The sequence below is a fragment of the Oceanispirochaeta sp. M1 genome (genome assembly GCF_003346715.1).
In the GTDB taxonomy this organism is placed as follows: domain Bacteria; phylum Spirochaetota; class Spirochaetia; order DSM-2461; family DSM-2461; genus Oceanispirochaeta.
The window spans coordinates 1-18,577 of sequence record NZ_QQPQ01000062.1 but is presented as its reverse complement, the minus strand read 5'-3'; the positions used below and the strand labels follow the sequence as shown (position 1 = coordinate 18,577).

Annotated in this window: 17 protein-coding genes; 5 read left to right on the top strand and 12 right to left on the bottom strand. The window is 43.9% G+C overall.

What is annotated here, in order from left to right; translation table 11 throughout:
* Window positions 1-963 precede the first annotated feature (963 nt).
* A complete protein-coding gene (locus DV872_RS24045; protein WP_114632522.1) occupies window positions 964-1,275 on the top strand; it encodes a hypothetical protein in 312 nt (103 codons plus the stop codon).
* Window positions 1,276-1,328: 53 nt separating this feature from the next.
* On the opposite strand, the gene DV872_RS24040 is transcribed toward DV872_RS24045, so the two are convergent.
* The 4 genes from DV872_RS24040 to DV872_RS24025 all read right to left on the bottom strand — a co-directional run bounded on the left by DV872_RS24040 (window position 1,329) and on the right by DV872_RS24025 (window position 4,232).
* On the bottom strand, window positions 1,329-1,829 hold the full coding sequence (locus DV872_RS24040; protein WP_114632521.1) for a GNAT family N-acetyltransferase: 501 nt from the start codon (window positions 1,827-1,829) through the stop codon (window positions 1,329-1,331).
* Window positions 1,830-1,832: 3 nt separating this feature from the next.
* Entirely contained in the window at window positions 1,833-2,111 is a 279-nt protein-coding gene (locus tag DV872_RS24035) for a DUF1778 domain-containing protein (protein ID WP_114632520.1), read from the bottom strand.
* A 425-nt stretch (window positions 2,112-2,536) separates the two neighbouring features.
* The gene (locus DV872_RS24030) at window positions 2,537-2,683 is read right to left on the bottom strand and encodes a helix-turn-helix domain-containing protein (protein WP_114632519.1); all 147 of its coding nucleotides are present in this window, start codon (window positions 2,681-2,683) and stop codon (window positions 2,537-2,539) included.
* A 265-nt stretch (window positions 2,684-2,948) separates the two neighbouring features.
* On the bottom strand, window positions 2,949-4,232 hold the full coding sequence (locus DV872_RS24025) for an NCS2 family permease (RefSeq protein WP_114632518.1): 1,284 nt from the start codon (window positions 4,230-4,232) through the stop codon (window positions 2,949-2,951).
* 153 nt (window positions 4,233-4,385) lie between these two features.
* On the opposite strand from DV872_RS24025, the gene ade reads away from it, so the two are divergent.
* Entirely contained in the window at window positions 4,386-6,113 is a 1,728-nt protein-coding gene (ade, locus tag DV872_RS24020) for an adenine deaminase (RefSeq protein ID WP_114632517.1), read from the top strand.
* 63 nt (window positions 6,114-6,176) lie between these two features.
* Here ade and ndk read toward each other — a convergent pair whose 3' ends face one another.
* Window positions 6,177-6,659 (bottom strand): nucleoside-diphosphate kinase, encoded by a 483-nt coding sequence (gene ndk, locus DV872_RS24015; protein ID WP_114632516.1) that lies wholly within the window; start codon window positions 6,657-6,659, stop codon window positions 6,177-6,179.
* A gap of 105 nt (window positions 6,660-6,764) precedes the next feature.
* Here ndk and DV872_RS24010 point away from each other — a divergent pair, with 105 nt between their 5' ends.
* A complete protein-coding gene (locus tag DV872_RS24010) occupies window positions 6,765-7,757 on the top strand; it encodes a Gfo/Idh/MocA family protein (RefSeq protein WP_114632515.1) in 993 nt (330 codons plus the stop codon).
* 15 nt (window positions 7,758-7,772) lie between these two features.
* Here the strand turns inward: DV872_RS24010 and sppA are convergent, their stop codons facing one another.
* The 3 genes from sppA to argA all read right to left on the bottom strand — a co-directional run bounded on the left by sppA (window position 7,773) and on the right by argA (window position 12,327).
* Window positions 7,773-10,169, bottom strand: coding sequence for a signal peptide peptidase SppA (gene sppA / locus DV872_RS24005; RefSeq protein WP_114632514.1), 2,397 nt, complete (start codon window positions 10,167-10,169; stop codon window positions 7,773-7,775).
* 77 nt (window positions 10,170-10,246) lie between these two features.
* Window positions 10,247-10,978 carry a TatD family hydrolase gene (locus DV872_RS24000; protein ID WP_255566881.1) on the bottom strand — a complete coding sequence of 244 codons (732 nt, stop codon included), beginning with the start codon at window positions 10,976-10,978 and terminating at the stop codon, window positions 10,247-10,249.
* Between the two features lie 32 nt (window positions 10,979-11,010).
* The gene (argA, locus tag DV872_RS23995) at window positions 11,011-12,327 is read right to left on the bottom strand and encodes an amino-acid N-acetyltransferase (RefSeq protein ID WP_114632512.1); all 1,317 of its coding nucleotides are present in this window, start codon (window positions 12,325-12,327) and stop codon (window positions 11,011-11,013) included.
* Between the two features lie 123 nt (window positions 12,328-12,450).
* On the opposite strand from argA, the gene DV872_RS23990 reads away from it, so the two are divergent.
* Entirely contained in the window at window positions 12,451-12,912 is a 462-nt protein-coding gene (locus DV872_RS23990; protein ID WP_114632511.1) for a hypothetical protein, read from the top strand.
* A 61-nt stretch (window positions 12,913-12,973) separates the two neighbouring features.
* Here the strand turns inward: DV872_RS23990 and DV872_RS23985 are convergent, their stop codons facing one another.
* Genes DV872_RS23985 through DV872_RS23970 form a run of 4 tightly spaced genes read right to left on the bottom strand, consistent with a single transcriptional unit; the run spans window position 12,974 to window position 17,617 of the window.
* Complete coding sequence (locus tag DV872_RS23985) at window positions 12,974-14,347, bottom strand: DUF4340 domain-containing protein (protein ID WP_114632510.1); 1,374 nt, start codon at window positions 14,345-14,347, stop codon at window positions 12,974-12,976.
* A complete protein-coding gene (locus DV872_RS23980) occupies window positions 14,344-15,783 on the bottom strand; it encodes a GldG family protein (protein WP_158547158.1) in 1,440 nt (479 codons plus the stop codon). Before DV872_RS23980 ends, DV872_RS23985 begins: the two co-directional genes overlap by 4 nt.
* Window positions 15,784-15,788: 5 nt before the next feature.
* Entirely contained in the window at window positions 15,789-16,652 is an 864-nt protein-coding gene (locus tag DV872_RS23975; RefSeq protein WP_114632508.1) for an ABC transporter permease, read from the bottom strand.
* Window positions 16,652-17,617 (bottom strand): ABC transporter ATP-binding protein, encoded by a 966-nt coding sequence (locus tag DV872_RS23970; RefSeq protein ID WP_114632507.1) that lies wholly within the window; start codon window positions 17,615-17,617, stop codon window positions 16,652-16,654. The genes DV872_RS23975 and DV872_RS23970 overlap by 1 nt, the downstream gene beginning before the upstream one ends.
* Window positions 17,618-17,852: 235 nt before the next feature.
* On the opposite strand from DV872_RS23970, the gene DV872_RS23965 reads away from it, so the two are divergent.
* On the top strand, window positions 17,853-18,452 hold the full coding sequence (locus DV872_RS23965) for a TetR/AcrR family transcriptional regulator (RefSeq protein ID WP_114632506.1): 600 nt from the start codon (window positions 17,853-17,855) through the stop codon (window positions 18,450-18,452).
* Window positions 18,453-18,577 lie beyond the last annotated feature (125 nt).

Below are 18,577 nucleotides of genomic sequence, written 5' to 3'. Positions count from 1 at the left end.
TGCTCACAGGGTAATTATAAAAGGGAAATCATACCGGAAGGCTCTTTAAAAAGTATGGCCGTTTATGATATAGGTGAAAGGGGTCAGCATATCGAAAACTGAGGGGTCAGTATTGCGATTAGTGACACATTTTCAAAAACTATTTGGAAAAGTGATATATTAGATTATATTTTTATATTTTTCTTGATGATTTTAGTATTTGATTTTTTATATCTAGCTTTCTCTAAAAGTAAAAACAGGCTTTTACTTCAAGTTCTAGGATTAGAAATAATAAAATATTCCAAATAAATACATATCATAAGACCATGTTTACCTGCGCCCGGCCACGGGTGACAGGTACAACATACAACTTATGATCCCAGATTTTATATCCACCGGTTTAAGACTTCCGGATTGGGAATGAATATAAAGGTCATAACAAGATGGCTGCAGCAGTCAATTCCCTTCGGGCCTTGCAGCTGAGCCTTTAGTTATGAAGCCTGACGGCTCCTATCATTATTAGGATTAGCGTTGAGCAATATGAACAGCAGTAATCTCCCTTAGATACGCTAAATAAAGAAATGGGATATCTGAGGAAAAACATGACGTTCGTAGAAAAAAAAACGGAAATATCAACTGAACTTACAAGGTCTACTTTGCATGCATTAGTAACGTTTATTGAAATGTATTGTATGGAGAATATCAGTGTGCGGATTCCAGCGAAACCGGACAAAGATATGAATGAACTAATAGATTCTGAGATCATCAAGAATATTCAAATTGGGTTGTCATGGTCAGAAAGAGTATTATCCCCCATGGGTTTAGATCAAGATGAATAGGGATCTTCTCTAGATAATTATCTGTTCTATATACTGGAGGATTGTTACTCTCATACATAGACTCGAATACTTGATTGCCTAACAAGTATGTAGTAACCTTAAAATTGTTAGGCAATTGTGTCGTAATTGAACTGTGAGGGATACTATGAGTGTGATCAAGGATGTCATCAAAGAAGAATATAGTCGTCTCAATTCTCTTATAGAACTCTATGATCAGAAGATTTCTTCTTTTCCAAAGGGATCAGTCTCCGTCAAGAAGCGTAATGGTCATCCCTATCTCTATCGTGCCTTCCGAGATCAGGGAAGAGTAAGATTCATCTATCTTGGAAAGCCTGACTCTCCTGATGCTAAAGCATTTATTAAAGAGTTGGAGAGACGTCACAAGTACGAAGAGATGAGAAAAAAATCACTGGAAAACCTCAAAGAGATAAAGGTGTTACTCCGTGCCGTTAAGTGATAATGTAGAATTATTTTATTCACGCCAAATAGTTTTTTTATCTGTAGAATGTATTATATTGACTGAATAATAGTTTTTAGTGGGAGAACCAGAGTCAAAGGTTCATCATTGAAAGGTATAAATCCGAATTTTAGATAAAATGATTTTGCTTTCTCGTTTGAAGCATCAACGAGCACACAGTTTAAAGCTACCTCGGATGAGATACTTATTGCCCGTTCAAAAGCATTTTTAAGTAACAAAGGGCCAAGTCCTTTTGTTTTGAATGATAAATCACGAGCCAGCCTTCCTATCCTCATTGCTGGAACTGGGTATTTCGGTAAACCTTTCTGCAATTCCTGCGGTAATGTCTCGAAAATAACTTGTGCCATGCTTACTGAATAATAGCCAAGAGGTTTTGTAGGGTCTTCCGGATTTATTGCAACAAATGTCTTACTAATATTCTTCTTATCATTGGGTAAGGCAAAACGGCTAAGATAGATATTTAAATCCTTATCACCGCAATCAAAATCTTTTAGATTAATACCTTTTGAGATTGGAAAAAAATTAATAATCACACGTTACTCATTGATTTCGTAACGTGTATTCATCAATTTTTTTAATGCAATATTAGGAGCGGGAGGATTTTTTATTATTTGATAAAACATATCCCTATCAGAGTTTCCCAGGTGAATAGTTTCCATTTCCTGTATATCTTCTTTAGCAGAAGTGAGTGTTTTGTTGATAATATAAGCAGTTGTTGACGTGCCAGTAATACAAGCGGCTTTCTCAATGATGTCTTTTACATCATTAGAGACACGAATATCAATCCTGCTTTGTTTAATGACTTTACGTACCATAATCTTCCTTCTAATAATAATATTACTATACTGTACGGCAGATGTACACACAGGAATTGTGTTTTCTTTATGATTTTTTGAAATTCTATTTCAAAACAAGTACGAGTATCTTAGAAATTACTTTCAGGCTATTTTATTACTTTTTTTTCTGTCGTTGTGAGAGCAGATGCCGCTGCAGATTTAGGTTCTTTACTGGTTCTTCCGTCTTCCGCTGGCGGCAGACTTGCCTGTTACTTTGCTTTTATCCATTTTTATAACTCCTGTAGATTCTTGTTGTATAAAGAACGGTAGATCAATAATATTCCGTTGTAAAGAGTTTATTTTATTAGATATAGATTAAAGATGATTAATCTTGATTCTAGTATTCTCTACTTTTGCTGGTAGCAATATCAAAAGTGGTTGCGACTCTTAAGAATTAGCTCTTATCAGTCATCTAATGAAACCTCAAGAGCTACAGAGAATTGTTTGATCATCTCATCATTGAGATGTAATCGACATCGTTCATAATCGGTGGCAAGCTTTTGAGTGATCCCGATCTTTTCAGCCAGTTGAGTCTGGGTGAAACCCCTCATCTTTCTAAATGTAGAGATTCTTTGTCCTATATTATTGAATCGAGAGGACTGGACTTAAAACACATAGGAATAGAACTCCTATGCCCCGGTGACGACAGTATATAGCTATTTACATAAGGAGTGTTTGTAATTTTAGTTTGTGTTCCCTTAAAAAGGGATGCCCAGGGCCGTAGAGCGGGGCATGAATATTCATGTGGCTTTTGCATGAAAAAAAAAGACCCGGGCTTGAGCCCGGATCATTTGTAGTTTAACTGTCTCTATAGATTTAGATAAAGAATTTCAACAGGAAGATGGCTGCAATAATATAGGTCAGTATAGGAACATCTTTGGCTTTTCCGGTACAGACTTTGAGTATTACATAAGAAAGAATACCAAAAACAATACCTTCGGAAATACTATAGGCCATGGGCATCATAAACATGGTCAGGAAGGCGGGCAGAGCCTCTGTCATGTCATTTAATTCCATATCCTTAACAGGGGTGATCATAAACAGACCAACCAGGATAAGGGCGGGAGCGGTGGCCGCACTGGGAATCATCAGGAAAAGGGGAGATAGGAAGAGAGCCGCAAAGAACAGGATTGCTGCTGTAAGAGCTGTGAGTCCAGTTTTACCACCTTCTTCAACACCTGCCGCTGATTCAACATAGGTCGTTACAGTACTTGTACCCAGGCAGGCACCAACTGTAGTTCCGATTGCATCGGCCAGGAGGGCCTGCTTGACTCTGGGAATCTTTCCGTCTTTTGTGAGGATACCGGCTTTTGTAGAGACACCGATAAGGGTTCCAACTGTATCGAACATATCAACGAGAAGGAAGGTGAAGAGCACGATAAACATATCTACAGACAGAATCTGTGAGAAATCAAACTTGAAGAAAATAGGCGCCAGTGAAGGGGGAGCCCAGCTTCCTGCGGGTGCTGAAGTCAGTCCCAGGGGGAAACCTGCAAGAGTACCGGCCACAATACCGATAAGCAGGGCGCCTTTGACTTTAAAAGCCAGAAGGATTGCTGTTACTATCAGACCAATAATTGCCAGAGTAAACTCAGGGCTGGAGAAAGATCCCAATCCGACGAGTACAGCATCATTATTAACAATAACTTTTGCATTCTGCAAACCGATAAACGCTATAAACAGACCGATACCTACAGAAATTGCTTTCTTTATATTGGCCGGTATACAATCGATGATGGCTTCACGAACATTTAAGAAGGTGAGTATCAGGAAGATAATACCTTCAAGAAATACGGCGGTAAGGGCGAATTCCCAGGAGTAACCCATTCCCAGACATACGGCGTAAGCGAAAAATGCGTTGAGACCCATACCCGGTGCGAGGGCAAAGGGGAGTTTGGCTATTAAGGCCATAACCAATGTAGCTATACCTGCAGATAGGGCAGTGGCCGTAAATACAGCACCAAAATCCATACCTGTTTCTGATAAAATCAGGGGGTTAACTATTAAAATGTAAGCCATAGTCAGGAATGTTGTCATTCCTGCCAGTACTTCTGTCTTAATGGTTGTTCCATTCTCTTTCAGTTTAAAAAATTTTTCCATGAAAACTCCTCTTTGGTCTGTCCTTTTACAGGACTTTCGATAGATTATTATTTATTATACAGCGTGTTTGACTGATCAAGCAATCAATAATATTTGTTTTTGCTTTGTCTCCCGGCTACTCTGTATTATAATGGGATGTAAGAGGAAACATACATGGATTTAAAAACTTTTATTGATGCGGCCGCCGGTAGAAAAAAAGCAGACATCGTTTTTAGAAATGCAAAGATAGTTAATGTTTTTACTGGAGAGCTTATTGATAACTCTCTTGCTATAAAAGATGGAAAGATACTTGGGTACGGTGCCTATGAGGGAGAAGAGGAGATAGACTTAAAAGGTGCTGTTCTGGCGCCGGGCTTTATTGATGCCCATGTTCATATTGAGTCTTCCTTAACCACACCTGAGAATTTTGCCTCTCTGGTTGTTCCCCGGGGAACAACAACTGTGATTGCAGACCCTCATGAAATTGCCAATGTATCAGGCCTAGAGGGCATCCGGTATATGCTGGATGCTTCTGAGGGTCTTCCTCTGGACTGCCTGTTTATGCTTCCCTCCTGTGTTCCTGCGACTCCCTTTGAGAACTCCGGGGCATCCCTCGGGGCGGACGATCTTGAGACCCTTGCGGATGAAGAGAGAGTCCTGGGTCTTGGAGAGATGATGGATTATCCCTCCCTTATCGGGGCTTCTGATCCTGTAGTTGCAAAGATGGAGATGGCCCGGAAGAGGGGAATGCCCATAGATGGACATGCCCCCATGGTGGATCGGAAAGAACTTAATGCCTATATCGGGGCTGGAGTGGGGACGGACCATGAATGTTCCACCCCCGAGGAGATGCGCTCACGCTTAAGGCGGGGAATGTATGTTCTGATTCGTGAAGGCTCCGCCGCCAGGAATTTGAAAAATCTGATAAATGGAGTGACGGCTGTAAATTTGAGACGCTGTGCTTTCTGTACTGATGATAAACAGCCTGAGGATATCCTGAAGGATGGCCATATAAATTACAATGTACGTGAGGCAATAGAGCTTGGTCTGGATCCTCTCTGGGCCATACAGATGGCTACTTTGAACTCTGCCGAGTGTTACGGCCTGAAGGGTAAAGGGGCTCTGGCTCCCGGCTATGATGCGGATATTCTGGTTCTGGATGATCTTAAGTCCATACATGTCCGTCAGGTCTATAAGAATGGTAAGCTTGTTGCAGAAAATGAGAAGCCTCTCTTCTCTGTGAAATCAAGGATATCCGATGCCGTGGTGAATACAGTAAAGGTCAGAAAGATAGAGGCCTCTGATTTCAGGCTTCCCCTGGAGACCGATGTGGCAAGGGTTATCCGTATTCTTCCTCACTCACTGGTAACCGAAAATGCGGTACGCAAGGTTGAACGGGACCCCGATGGCTGCTTCAAGATTCATCCTAATCTGGATATTCTGAAGATGTCAGTTATTGAACGCCACGGTGGAAAGGGGACCATCGGTTTGGGGCTGGTTGAAAACTATCGTCTGAAGGGTGGTGCTGTGGCCACATCTATCGGGCATGATTCTCACAATCTGATTGTTATTGGAGACAATGATGAAGATATGGCTCTGGCTGTAAATGCCCTGGCTGCTACGGGTGGAGGAATCTCAGTTGCTGCCGGTGGAAAAGTAGAAGGACTGCTGCCTCTGCCCATAGGCGGGCTGATGTCGGATCAGAGTGCCGAAGATGTGAGCCGCGCATTGAAGTCTCTCCTGGAAATTGCTGTTGAGACACTTGGTGTTAACCCTGATGTAGATCCCTTTATGACTCTGGCTTTTATGGCGCTCCCGGTAATCCCAGAGTTGAAGCTGACGGATGAGGGACTTTTTGATGTCATTAAGTTTGAATTTGTTGATCTCTGTGTGAAGGAATAATTATCTTCGGCAGCCTGGAACCGGAAGGTTCTTTTATGGCTGCCGATGAGTTCTGATGTTTTTTTAGATAAAGCCCTTGAGGACAGTATCGTAGGGTTCTACGAAATCTTCTTCTTTAAACCATAGTCCGAGTTCTCTTGCGGCACTTTCAGTAGAATCTGAGGCATGAACCACGTTGTAGATTACTCCGTTTAGTTCGGGACTTCTTGCATAACTCATATGAGTGAAGTCTCCCCTTATGGTACCGGGTGCCGCAATTCTGGGTTCCGTATCGCCGTTGATCTTACGAACAACCTCTATGGCATGAGCTCCTTCTATCACAAGAGCAAGAGAGGGGCCTGATATAAGAAGATGCACCAGTGAGGGAAAGAAGCTTTTCCCCTTGTGCTCTCCATAATGCTCTTCTGCCAGTTTTTCATCGGCGGAGATAAGTTTTACGGCGCTGATCACCAGCCCGGCCCGTTCGTAGCGATGAAGAATAGAGCCCATAAGGCCCCTCTTTACACCATCGGGTTTTACTAATACTAATGTTTTTTCCCAAGTCATGAGTAATAGTATATGGAGGGTTGTGACAGGGGTCAATAGTGGGTTTAAACAATACTTTCATGAAGCCCGGGAGTAAAGGCGCCGAAAATTAAAAAAGGAGTCCTTATGAATCGAAAAACTGCAGTTAACTGTGCTGTTGCCGGATTAGGGCGAATCGCAGTAAGCCTTGAAGACGATCCTTTAAGAGAAAAACCGGCCAGCCATCTCGGTGCCATTGAATATAACAATGCAACTGTTCTGGTGGGAGCCTCTGATCCCGACAGGGAGAAAAGAGAGGCCTTCACTGCAAAGTATCCTGAATGTCCTGTTTACTCAGATACGAAAGAGATGATAAGGGAGACTGCTCCTGATATTCTGCATATCGCATCTGATACCTTAACCCATATGCCCATTCTGAAGGATGCACTTCTTCAGAAAATTCCTGTTATTGTCTGTGAAAAGCCTCTGGCCAACTCCCTTGCTGAAGCAGCAGAAATACTGGAGCTGGTGGACAGTTCGGATTCTTCCATTCTGGTAAACCATGAGCGGCGTTTCTCAAGGGATTATCAGGAAGTTCGCGGCCTGATTAGAGATAAGGCCTTCGGAGAGCTGCTCGGGATCAATGCGCGCCTCTATATGGGACGTACCCGAGCTCCTGCAAAGATTCTCTATCATGACGGAACCCATATGCTGGATATTCTCCGCTTTCTGACAGGTTCAGATCTTGAGATCCTTAATGCCTGGGGAGAGCCTTTTAAGGAAAAATCTCCCCTTATTGTGCATGCCAGGGCAGGTGATTGTCATATAAATCTGGATATATCAGGCGGCCGGGATCATCTTGTTTTTGAACTGGATCTCAGCTTCGAAAGCGGCCGGATCAGAATAGGGAACGGCGTGTATGAAATCTGGAATTCAGAGGAGTCTCCCTACTATTCGGGTTTTCGTTCTCTGAAGAACAGCTGCAGCGGCTGGAACGGCCGTACAGCCTATTTTTCGGCTATGATGAATCATGCCATCGAGCTTTATAATAACCCCGGAAGAAAGAGCAACTCCTCCTTCCGGGATGCATTACGTGTTATTGAAGTGATTGATGAGATTCTGTCTCCTTTTCAGGAGTAAGTCAGAATACTATTCTCATTCTCCTCCTATTCCCAGTTCCTCTTCTGTATAGGGCATCAGGTAGAGTGCTTTTTCCTCTTCATAACTGCTCAGTTCCTTGTACATTTTCATCAGATTTTTTAGATCTTCAGGCAGCGGCAGTTCTGATTCTTTTCTCAGACTCTGAAACATGGGCATGGACAGGGATCGTTCAAATATATTGGGGTTTCTGCCCGGTACAATTTCAAGGAGTCTGATATCTTTTTTGGTTTCTACCATCTGCTGCATCAGTTGATAGGCTTGTCTGATCCCACCGTTGGCATCTACAAGTCCTCTCTCTTTTGCCTGTTCCCCCGTCCATATTCGGCCCTGAGCTGATTCATGAACCTTTTCAACAGGCATCTGTCTGAACTCACCTACCAGGCTGATAAACTGTTCATAGTTCTCTGCAATATACTCTCTGATCATTGCAGCTTCCTCTTCTGTCATCTCTTTCAGAGGGCTGCCTGTATTAGCGTTTTCTGCTGTTTTGACAGAGCCTGTTCCGACTCCGAATTTTTCCAGAAGTCCTGTGATTTCAGGCATAATGGTTATTACGCCAATAGAACCTGTTATTGTGGCAGGTGAGGCTATGATTCGGGTGGCCGGGGCGGATATATAATATCCTCCCGAGGCAGCGGATCCACCCATTGAGACAATGACGGGTTTAGGATTCTCTCCATGACTGCAGAGAGCAACTTCTCTTGCAATAAGGTCAGATGCCAGAGAGGAACCTCCACCGGAATTGACCCTGAGGATGATTCCTTTGACAAGAGGATTCTTTCTTGCGGCACGAATAGCCTCTACCATGGAGTCCGATCCAATATTCTGACCGGCAACACCCTCTCCCATATTGATTCCACCATTGGCGTATATCACAGCAATAATGGGGCGTCCCGTTGACTCCCAGTCATATTTTATATCACCAGTTGAGTGGGACGCCTTGAAAATATTCAGCCTCAGCTGCCTCATTGTTGTGTCAAACTCGTCCTCATACATCAGTGCATCCACCAGACCCATTTCAAGAGCCTTGGAGGCATAGATGAAGGGGCCTTTGTCTATAAGAGACTGGGCGCTGCCGTCAAGTTTTTCTGATCTTCCCTCATCAATCATACGGTTCATCTGGGCCTGGAGCCCGTCATACATATACTGAAGTGCTTCACGCTCAGCATCGGTCATTCCCGACTCGGAATATCTGTTATAGACGGTCTTGTAGTCGTGGGACTGGAAGTTGTTAACCTTGATTCCCCATTCAGCCAGAAAATTCTTCAGGTAGAAGTTGGTAACTCCGAATCCCTTTAGATAGACTGAGCCTGCAGGGCTTAGATATATACCGTCCGCCACCGATGCGGCCAGGGCATAGGGCAGATTGTCGATGGAGTCATAGTAGAAGTAGATCTTTTTCCCTGTAGCTTTAACTTCATGCAGAACAGACTCTATTTCCAGTAGGTTGGCAAAGTTTGTCTGGAAACTCTGATTGCGGAAGATTATTGCATCTGTTGTATCGTCCTTTTTAATAACTTCCATATCAAGGATGAAGTCTACAAGGGTGCGAACCCCTTTCTGAGGTGTTACAGAAGCATAACCCCTCACCGGAGTATCTATGATTACGTCAGCCAGATCATATTCTATGGCCTTGTTGAAAGAGCGTTCGATAAAGCTGCGCTGTTTTTTCACAGAGCTGAAGGCCTGAAAGTAGCCGTCGTTCCAGCTTCTGTCTCCGCTGGCATCCATTGCCGAACCTATATCCAGGAATGCGAAGGAGAGACTCATACCTACCTGAAAGGCCTCTTTTTCGAAGTTGTAGTCACTAAAGAGTTTGACCCCGTCAGCTGGTTCCATAAATGCCCCGAGGCTAACTCCCTGCCATTCTCCATTCTGAACCCTGGCATCACCGGAGAGGGTAAGACGAGAACTTAGATTCTTTGTGAAGAAGAGGGGACGGAATCCGAAACCCAACTCCATATACTCTTCTTTGTTCAGATCTTCACCTTTAATGGCAAGGGAGATGAAATCTGTAGGTCTGAGCATAAAGGAGAGTCCCAGTCCTCCCATATCATCTATTCCCTTATACCACTGGTAGTCTGCACCGGCGTACATACCCATACCCAGACTGATTCCTCCGGCAACACGGTGTTTGTTTGTTCCGTAAAGGTTTCCGTAACTGTAGGCGAGATTTCCCAGAGAGAAGATCAGGTCATAATCTTTTTCAAATCCATTGTCCGTTGAGAATCGGTTGATATAACCGAATCCCTGGGAATTCCCTACACCCATAGCCGCAGGGTTGGATAGGACTGCTGAAATCTGATCCTGTACGGCAATTCCGAAATTCTGTGCCCAGAGGGGACTTAAGCTCAATAAGATGAGCATGCATATAATCGGTGTTTTTTTCATATTATAAATCCTTGTATACAAATTATTATATCTTGTTATGAAAATTTCAATTAAATCAGCCTTCGAATATTTTTTTATTAAAGAAGGAGAAATGCCTTAAGATTTTCTTTGTAGCAGAGCAGGAGTTCATCTTCATCACAATTCAAAAAAGAGGCCGATTCTTTTATTACATTCTGTATCTGAAGGGGATGCCCATCCTCACCAAAAAGCCAGGACCAGGTCCCCGGGTTATCTGTTTCCGGCAGCAGCCTGTTCAGGGGAATCTTTTTTATAAGACTGCGGAATTTTCTGTCAGTGAAAACCGCGGGTGAAACAGTAAAGAAACAATCAAGATTCATATATTCTTTAAGTTGTGTCTCGCTGCCGTCAAACCAGTGGATCAGAGTTGAGGGAGGCCTGATTGATTTCAGTTGAGTCAGGACCTGTTGTTCCGCACCCTTGGTATGGAGGGTAACAGGTTTATTGTACTTTAAGGCCATGGAGAGCTGAGATTCCATCAAGGCTTCCTGTTTTTTTATATCTGCTTCTTGAGGTGCCCATACAGAATCCATGCCGATTTCTGATATATGCATAGCTGACTTATACTCATTTTCAAGAGATTCAACGGTTTCGGGGCTGTATTTTCCGGCATTCCATGGATGTATTCCTGAGGCGGTCAATATCCATGGACAGATTTTATTCATTGCGGCTGCTGCTTTTATGGACTCAGGATCAACGGCAGAGTTCAGTGTGAGAATTTTGTTTTTCTTGACTTCCCTGAGCATGGCATCCCTGTTGGGATAATCATCAGAGTGGGAGTGTGCATCAATGAAATGGCAGGAGGAAATAAGTTTTTGGATAGTCAGAAGCGGTACATCAGAACCCGGGAGTTTCTGTCCTTGTTGTACTGAGATCTTTTTTCTTCAGGCAGATCTTCCACATCGGCTGTTTCAAAACCAAGGTTCTGAAACCAGTCAGAGGTTTGGGTTGTCAAAACGAAGACTCTTTTCAGTCCTTTGTTCTGCGCCTGTTCAAGAAGATAGGAGACTATCTTTCCGCCGATCTTAAGGTGAACGAATTTTCTATCCACAGCCAGGGCGGCAATTTCTGCCAGATCATCACTGTAGCGATGAAGTGCTCCACAGCCGTGGATGATTCCATCCATGGAATAGACCACAAAATCTTTCTTCATCTCTGTAAGATCCTGTCTTGAACGGGAGATGAGAATCCCTTTGTCTATAAAAGGTTTCATCAGGCTGAGAACACTGGATATATCCTTGCTCTCCATTTTTCTGATCCGCTCATAGGTATTGTTATGGATCATGGTACCGATACCGAGGTTGGAGAAAATCTCCTTCAGTACAGCACCGTCACTTTTTCCGTCAATAATGTGTACACGGTTCACTCCCTGCTCACAGGCCTGGAAAGCCGACTCGACTCTGATCATCAGAGGATTATCGGGATTAGCCTCGAGGAGCTGTTGAGTCTGCCCCAGTGACAGTTTTGAAATCCTGCCGTCTTCGGTGAGAATCATTTCGGAGGGAACATTGCAGTTTTCACTGGAGAGCACTGTATCGGCAGTAATGAAAAAGAGCTTGGAAGCTCCCATTTCAACAGCTATGACCTTGGCCAGTTCGTCGGATGATACATTGTAGGGGTCACCTTTTGCATTCCAGCCGATACAGGGGAAGATGGGGATATGTCCCTCTTTGAGAAGAGTCTGGATGGAGTCGGTTTTGATTTTGTCTACTTTTCCTGTGTTCTGATAATCAACTCCATCGATAACACCCAGGGCTCTGGCGCGGACCCAATTTCCTATCACTGATGGGATGTCATAACCCGAAAGCTGTGTCATCACCTTATTGGAGACATCAAAGGCGGCCATCTTGATAAAGTTTATAGCTTCATCCGATGATATTCTGATTCCGCCACGGCTCTCATAGCTGATATTGTACTGTCCCAGAATCTCATTGATCCTGTCATGGGCTCCGGGGATAATGACAAAACGGATTCCATTTTGATGCAGCAGAGAGAGATCCCTCACAAGTATGGAGAAGTAAGGATGATCAATAATGGAACTGTCGATCTTGATAACAAACAGTGAATCCTTGAATCGACGGTTATAAGAGAATACCTCTCTGATAAGGTCTACATGTTCTCTTAATGTACTTTTATCCATTGATGCTCCTCTTGAAAGAGTATCGGCCGACTAAGCTCTTAATCTGAAGTCATTACAGTGTCTTACTTGCCCGCCGGGAATATAAGGGTTATATTGAATCAGTTCTTAAAAAGAGGAAAGGGTATGGCAGCAAATAAACAGCCTGAAGTCGATAAATTCTGGCAGGAAAAAGAAGAAAGTCTCGGTGGAAAGCTTGAATATCAAAGCTATGCCGTAATGATGGGTGAAAGCGCATCCGGAAAGTTCAACGGTCGCGGCGGTCTTGGCTATGTTATTAATGGCCGCTTCTATTTTGAAGATTTTGAAAAACAGAATGCCCTGATGGCCATGTTTAACCGAAAAGATTCTGATTATGAAAAAACAGAAATTTCATTTCCTCTGACTGATGTAAAAGTGATCAGAAAAATCCCTGAAAAATGGGGGAAAATGTGTATAGAGAGTCAGCAGGATGAAGATAAAATACCCACACTCAATGGGCTGACTTCTCTCTTTGTACGGGGTTACCTTCTTATACAGCTGAAAGACCGTCCCTCTCTGATAATGGAAATCATGGAGATCGAAAAGCTTCAAAAATTACTACCCTGAATATCAAAAAAAACCGGTTGAGTAAACTCACCGGTTTTTTATGCTTATGAACCCAGCCGGATCAGCCTGCGTAATTTCTGATGAACTGAACCAAAGATTCAACCTGATATTTACCAATTAGAAATTCGGGGGCATAGCCGTCTATGCTGACGGCATAATAATCCTGATTGTAGCTGTAGAATTCAGCAGTAGTTTTACCGGGTGATTTATCATCTCCAATATAACTGACCATGAACTCCGCTTTTCCCCGGGGAGAGAAGGGCTCGGGTATTTCGCCTTCAAAGAGGAGATAGAGAATCTCCTGATACATTTTTTTGAAGGGATCCTCCTCTACGGACTCTCCCTGGAATGTAAACTCTCCGGTATCCTCATCAATCCACCTGATCCCGCCTACCCAAAGCTCATCACCATATTCAACACGAACTTCACTGATATGGTCTATGCTGATAAGACGGACAAAACGGTCTGTCATCTCTATGGCTTTGACCTCTGTAATTTTAGCCGCTTCAACCGGGAGGGTAATGACTCCCCCGATTCCGCTGATCCGTGAGTATACGGCAGAGCCGTCTTCTGTTCTGTTTCCGAATTCAATGCTCAGTTCTGCACCTTCCCCATCTTTCATGTAAAGGGCTGCTGCAGGATTCTTAAGGCCTGTTTCCACAGTTCCTTCTTCGATGAAATCGATGATATGGTAATTCTTAACAAAAGCTTCCAGATTCTCAGAGTAGGTTTGTGTGTTTACAGCTGTGGGTCTCTTGTAGGGTTTTACCATCAGAAGAGGGCTGAGGCTGCTTGAAAATACTTCGTAGGGGAAGTAGGGGACTATGTCTATAATCCTTTCTCCCTTAATGGTCAGGCGTTTGAGATTCTGAAAATTAACCTGGGGGAGAGTCCTGTCCCGGAGCAGATCTACTGAATTCAGAAAGCTCCCTGCCATATAGGATGAAAGGAGGTAAACCGTATTCTCACCCTCTTTCATTGTGTAATAACCACTGCCCGAAGGAGCGGCTTTTCCTAGTATAATCTGAAGAGTGCTGTCATCAGAAAGTGTTACCGTAAGAATCCCCGAGGGGCTGTTCAGACCGTAACCTTCCAGACTGCTGCTGTTCTCTTCTATTTTCTCAAAGCTTGTCAGGTTTCTAAGGCCATAGCTGAGAGCTCCGGCTGTCTGCTGGTTCAGAACCATCGATTCTGAATCTTTAAGGGTTATGCCGTTCTCAGTGGGAATCATTGTATATTTCCCAAACCTGTTTTCTATGGTCAGAGAATTGAAATTATCCTCGGCGACGTCTGTAAGCACATAGCTCTCTCGTGCTGCTGTATTGCTGCTTTGGGGTTCTTCCTTATCCCCTCCAAGAAGGGGCATCAGAAAATAACCGGCACCCAGCAGTATGAGAGCTGCCAGGGCTATGATTAACTGCTTCTTCTTTTTCAAAGATTTTTCCTCCTGAAGAGAATTACAGAGGCTGTAATAATAATAGCCAGGGGAATTAGAAGAACACAGATAGCCGCATAGATCCAGGCCTGAAGGGCATTCATCTGCAGGGGCAGACGGAAAAGGCTCTTGCTGGGGATATTGATTGATTCTTCCTGCTCACTCAGCCAGTTGAGACTGTTGATAAAGAATTCGATATTTGCCTTGATCTGTCCAAGACCCGGGAGGGTGGACAGTGATTTTCCACTGGCGAATACGATGATTCTGGCGCCGTCCTCTTTTCCCGTATCCCTATTGGTTTCCGCAAGGGACGCCGCAATGGTAACAGGTCCCGCTGTATCATCAGCGGTTCTGAATTCGGATGTATTGTTCAGATCAGTTCTGAGCCAGCTGCTTTCGGATGAGCTTAGAAGTGGTGTGAACTTGAGGTTGCGTTTTCTTATTTCAGTTTCCCGTAGGGCCATGGAAGTGAAGACAAATGTATCCAGGCTGTTCTCTTTCAGAGAGTCTGTAATGGGATTCTCCACTGCAAGACGGGGTGAGAAGAAGAGAGGATTGTTACCCATCCCCGGAAGCAGGCGGTTTGTATCCTTTTCCATGACAAATCCGGGAGTTATTATGATGTTATAGCGCTCCAGCAGGCTGTCCATATTTCTCATATCGGCTCCCGTAAGATCCAGGGATACAAAGAGGGCACCCCCCTGTTCCAGATAGGAGGCCAGAGCCTTTGATTCGTTTATGGTTATATCCCGCTTGGGAGAGAGAATTACAACCAGCTCAGCATCTGATGGAATGGAACCTTCCTTAAGAAGATTCAGTGTCTCGATACTGAAGTTTGCCTTGCTCACTACATCCTGAAGGTTGAGGTCGGTCAGGGTAAACTCGTTATGACCTTCCATCACATAGATTTTAGGCTCCTTTCCTGTGCTTACATAGGAGAGTGCCGATGTGATGCGCTGCTCCACTGTCATTCCCAGTATCTGAGGCTGTCCCTGCTGGCTGTAGCTGATGCTGTACATATCCATGCGGTTTATTACTCTGGAGTAGGCTCCTGAGGCCACAATAACACTGCCGGGAGAGACAGTCTGTCCCTCTTCGGTATAGTTTGAAATCAGCGCAGGATTTCTATCGGGATCAATCACATCCAGATTTATTTTGGAAGAGGCTCCCGCATAGCGGTCAAGCACTTCCTTTATATCCTTGGGCTCCTGCCCGGGTTTGGCCAGAAGATAGATCTGTACCTCTTTTTCCAGACCGCCGATGAGAGTACTTGTCTGGTCTGTAAGGGAAAAGAGTTTCCGTTTTGTCATATCCCACTGGGCGGGAATGTTCTGAAAAAGGAGATTGAAGAGAATCAGTCCACCCAGAACAGCAATATTCATTAGAGCCGCCATGCCTGCATGACGGGCTTTGAAGTTCAGTTTAAGTTTCATCATCTGGTCTAGCTCCATCTCTGCTTTTCAATTCTCTGGCTTGTCAGGAAAAGAAAGAAGCCAGAGAAGGAAAGATAGTAAATCACGGCATTCAGTTTCAGGATGCCCATGGGGAAGTCAGTAAATCTCTTTGTCAGTGAAAACCAGGAGAGTGTTTTGGCAATAAGGTTGATAAAGAGATCCTGATTGATAAAGTACAGTGCGGCTATGATTATAACACCGATAATTACAGGGATTGCAGCGGCTGGGATATTCTTGGTGGCATTGTACATCCACCCTGCTGTCATGGCTGTTATTATCAGTGCAAAAATAACTCCGGCTAAGGGACTGACCGGCATAAATCCGCCGATAAAATCGACAATCCAGGTGATGATCAGAACACAGAAGGTCAAAATTGCTGCACCCGCCTGGCTGTCTGTCAGGCTGGAGATGTACACACCAATAGATATGAAAGAAATTCCCAGGAGGAAAAACCCTATATAGGTCCCCATGATCTGAGCCGTATCCATCCTTGTATGAAATGACAGAAAGAGGGGATAAAGGCCGGTGATCAGTAGTGTCATAAAAAAAAGGGCTACCGCAGCAAGGAACTTACCGGCAACAATTCCGGCTGTACTCTGAGGCGCAGTCATTAGAAGCTGATCTGTTTTCTGTCTTTTTTCCTCACTGTAGATTTTCATGGTAAGGAGAGGAACAACAAGGAGAAAGATCATGATCAGGCCGCCCAGGAAGGTGGCATAGTCTGAATCCATTCCGAAGATATTGCCCATGGTGAAGAGTATCCCTGAAATCAGCAGGAATACTCCCATAAATATATAACCCACAGATGTGGTGAAATAGGTTAATAGTTCTTTTTTGAATACAGCCAGCATTACTTTTCACTCCTTGCCGCCGAGGGGGGCGCTTCGACAGTTGTCAGATTAAGGAATATCTCTTCAAGAGATACATCCATGGGCCGCATCTGCATAATGGGGCATCTCTTTTTGGCCAGTGCGTAGAATACATCCTCTCTGATATCTGAATCCGCTCCGGCTTCTACAACTACAGTCATAACGCCTTCTTCACTTGAGGGAGTCATGGTGATGCCATTAAGGATCTCAAGGGTTTCCAGGGACTCACGGATACTGCTCTCCTCTCCTTTGACTTGAAGGTGGAGCTTGTGCATTCCCGCCAGATTCTTGGCCAGGTTCTCGGGAGTGTCGGAGGCGACAATATTTCCCTTGCTGATAATCAGCACTCTGTCACAGACTGCTGATATTTCGGGAAGTATATGGGAACTGAGGATGATGGTATGATCTTCGCTCAGATCCTTGATCAGATTTCTGATCTCAATAATCTGTTTGGGATCCAGACCTACGGTCGGTTCATCCAGAATGAGCAGCTGAGGGTTTCCCAGCAGAGCCTGAGCCAGTCCAACTCTCTGTTTGTAACCCTTGGAGAGATTCCTGATCAGTCTTTTCCGGACATCTGTAATCTTAACCAGCTCCGTGATACGATCCATGTCTTCAGCTAAAGCCGAGGGACTGATCTTCTTAAGCTGTCCTGCAAATTTCAGATATTCATCAACGGTCATCTCCATATAAAGGGGAGGATGCTCCGGCAGATAGCCTATTTTGCTTCTTGTATTTTCCGGATCATTGAGGATGTTTTCTCCATCCACAAGTATCTGACCCTCTGTGGGTGCGAAATAACCGGTTATCATATTCATAGTTGTGGATTTACCGGCACCGTTTGGTCCCAGAAATCCGATGATTTCACCCTTGGCTATCTCAAAGTTGATCTTATTGACAGCTGTATGTTTTCCATAACGCTTTGTTAAATCAATCGCTTTGATCAAAGTGTTCCTCCTGGAGGTCTTTTTATTCTATTTAATAACTCATTTTAAGCAGGCTTGGAAGAGCCTTTAATTAGCTTTGGAATTGTAACACCAGAACTCTGTACATGCAAGGAATGAGCTCTTCCAAGCCCTGTCTAATCTGTGCAAATTACAAGAAATCAAGAATTCTGATTGTGGGATTGTCGTTTAGCCGGTAAAATAATTTAAATCAAAATTTTAAAAGGGGTTCAATACGATGAATCAGACTATGGAAGTCCGCATATTGGAAGGAGCAAGTGCTCTGTTCTATAAATTCGGCTTCAGCCGTGTCAGGTTCTCGGAAATAGCCCGTGAAGTGGGAATTACCACCAGAACTATCTATAATTATTTTCCAAATAAACTATCCCTTTCTAAAGCGGTCTCTGAATATACTATCAGTCTGGTATTGAAGGAGATCAGGATTCTTGCCGAGGCTGATACCTCTTTTTCTGATACTATTTATTTGATATTGAAACAGGTCTATCAGGAGCTGAAGACCCGGCTCCCTGCCTATCGCAAGAATGCGGAATTTCCAGGAAGGGGAATGCCCGATCTGTTTACTGTAGATCCGGAGATTGAAATATTTATCACCCAGCTGATGAACAGGGCCGTGTTGGAAGGGATCTTTGAGAAGGATGCACCTCTTGAGATGATGATGCAGCTTCTTCTGAATCAGGTTAATTACTGCTTCCCCGCCGATGGGGCTCATTCTGCAATTACTGTTGATGAAGATTACTTTATCCGTTCCATGCTTCTTGTCATAGGGACCTGTATCACTGATGAGGGACGGAAGCAGTTCCGGCAGCTCTCTAAATAAAAAAGGGGCTGTTGCAAAAGTCTAATTAGACTAAAGCGACAGCCCTTTTCTTTTTCAAAACAATTATTCGAAAGTCTTTAAATGTAAAAAGGGGCCGCAAAGCGACCCCATCGTGCTACAATTTG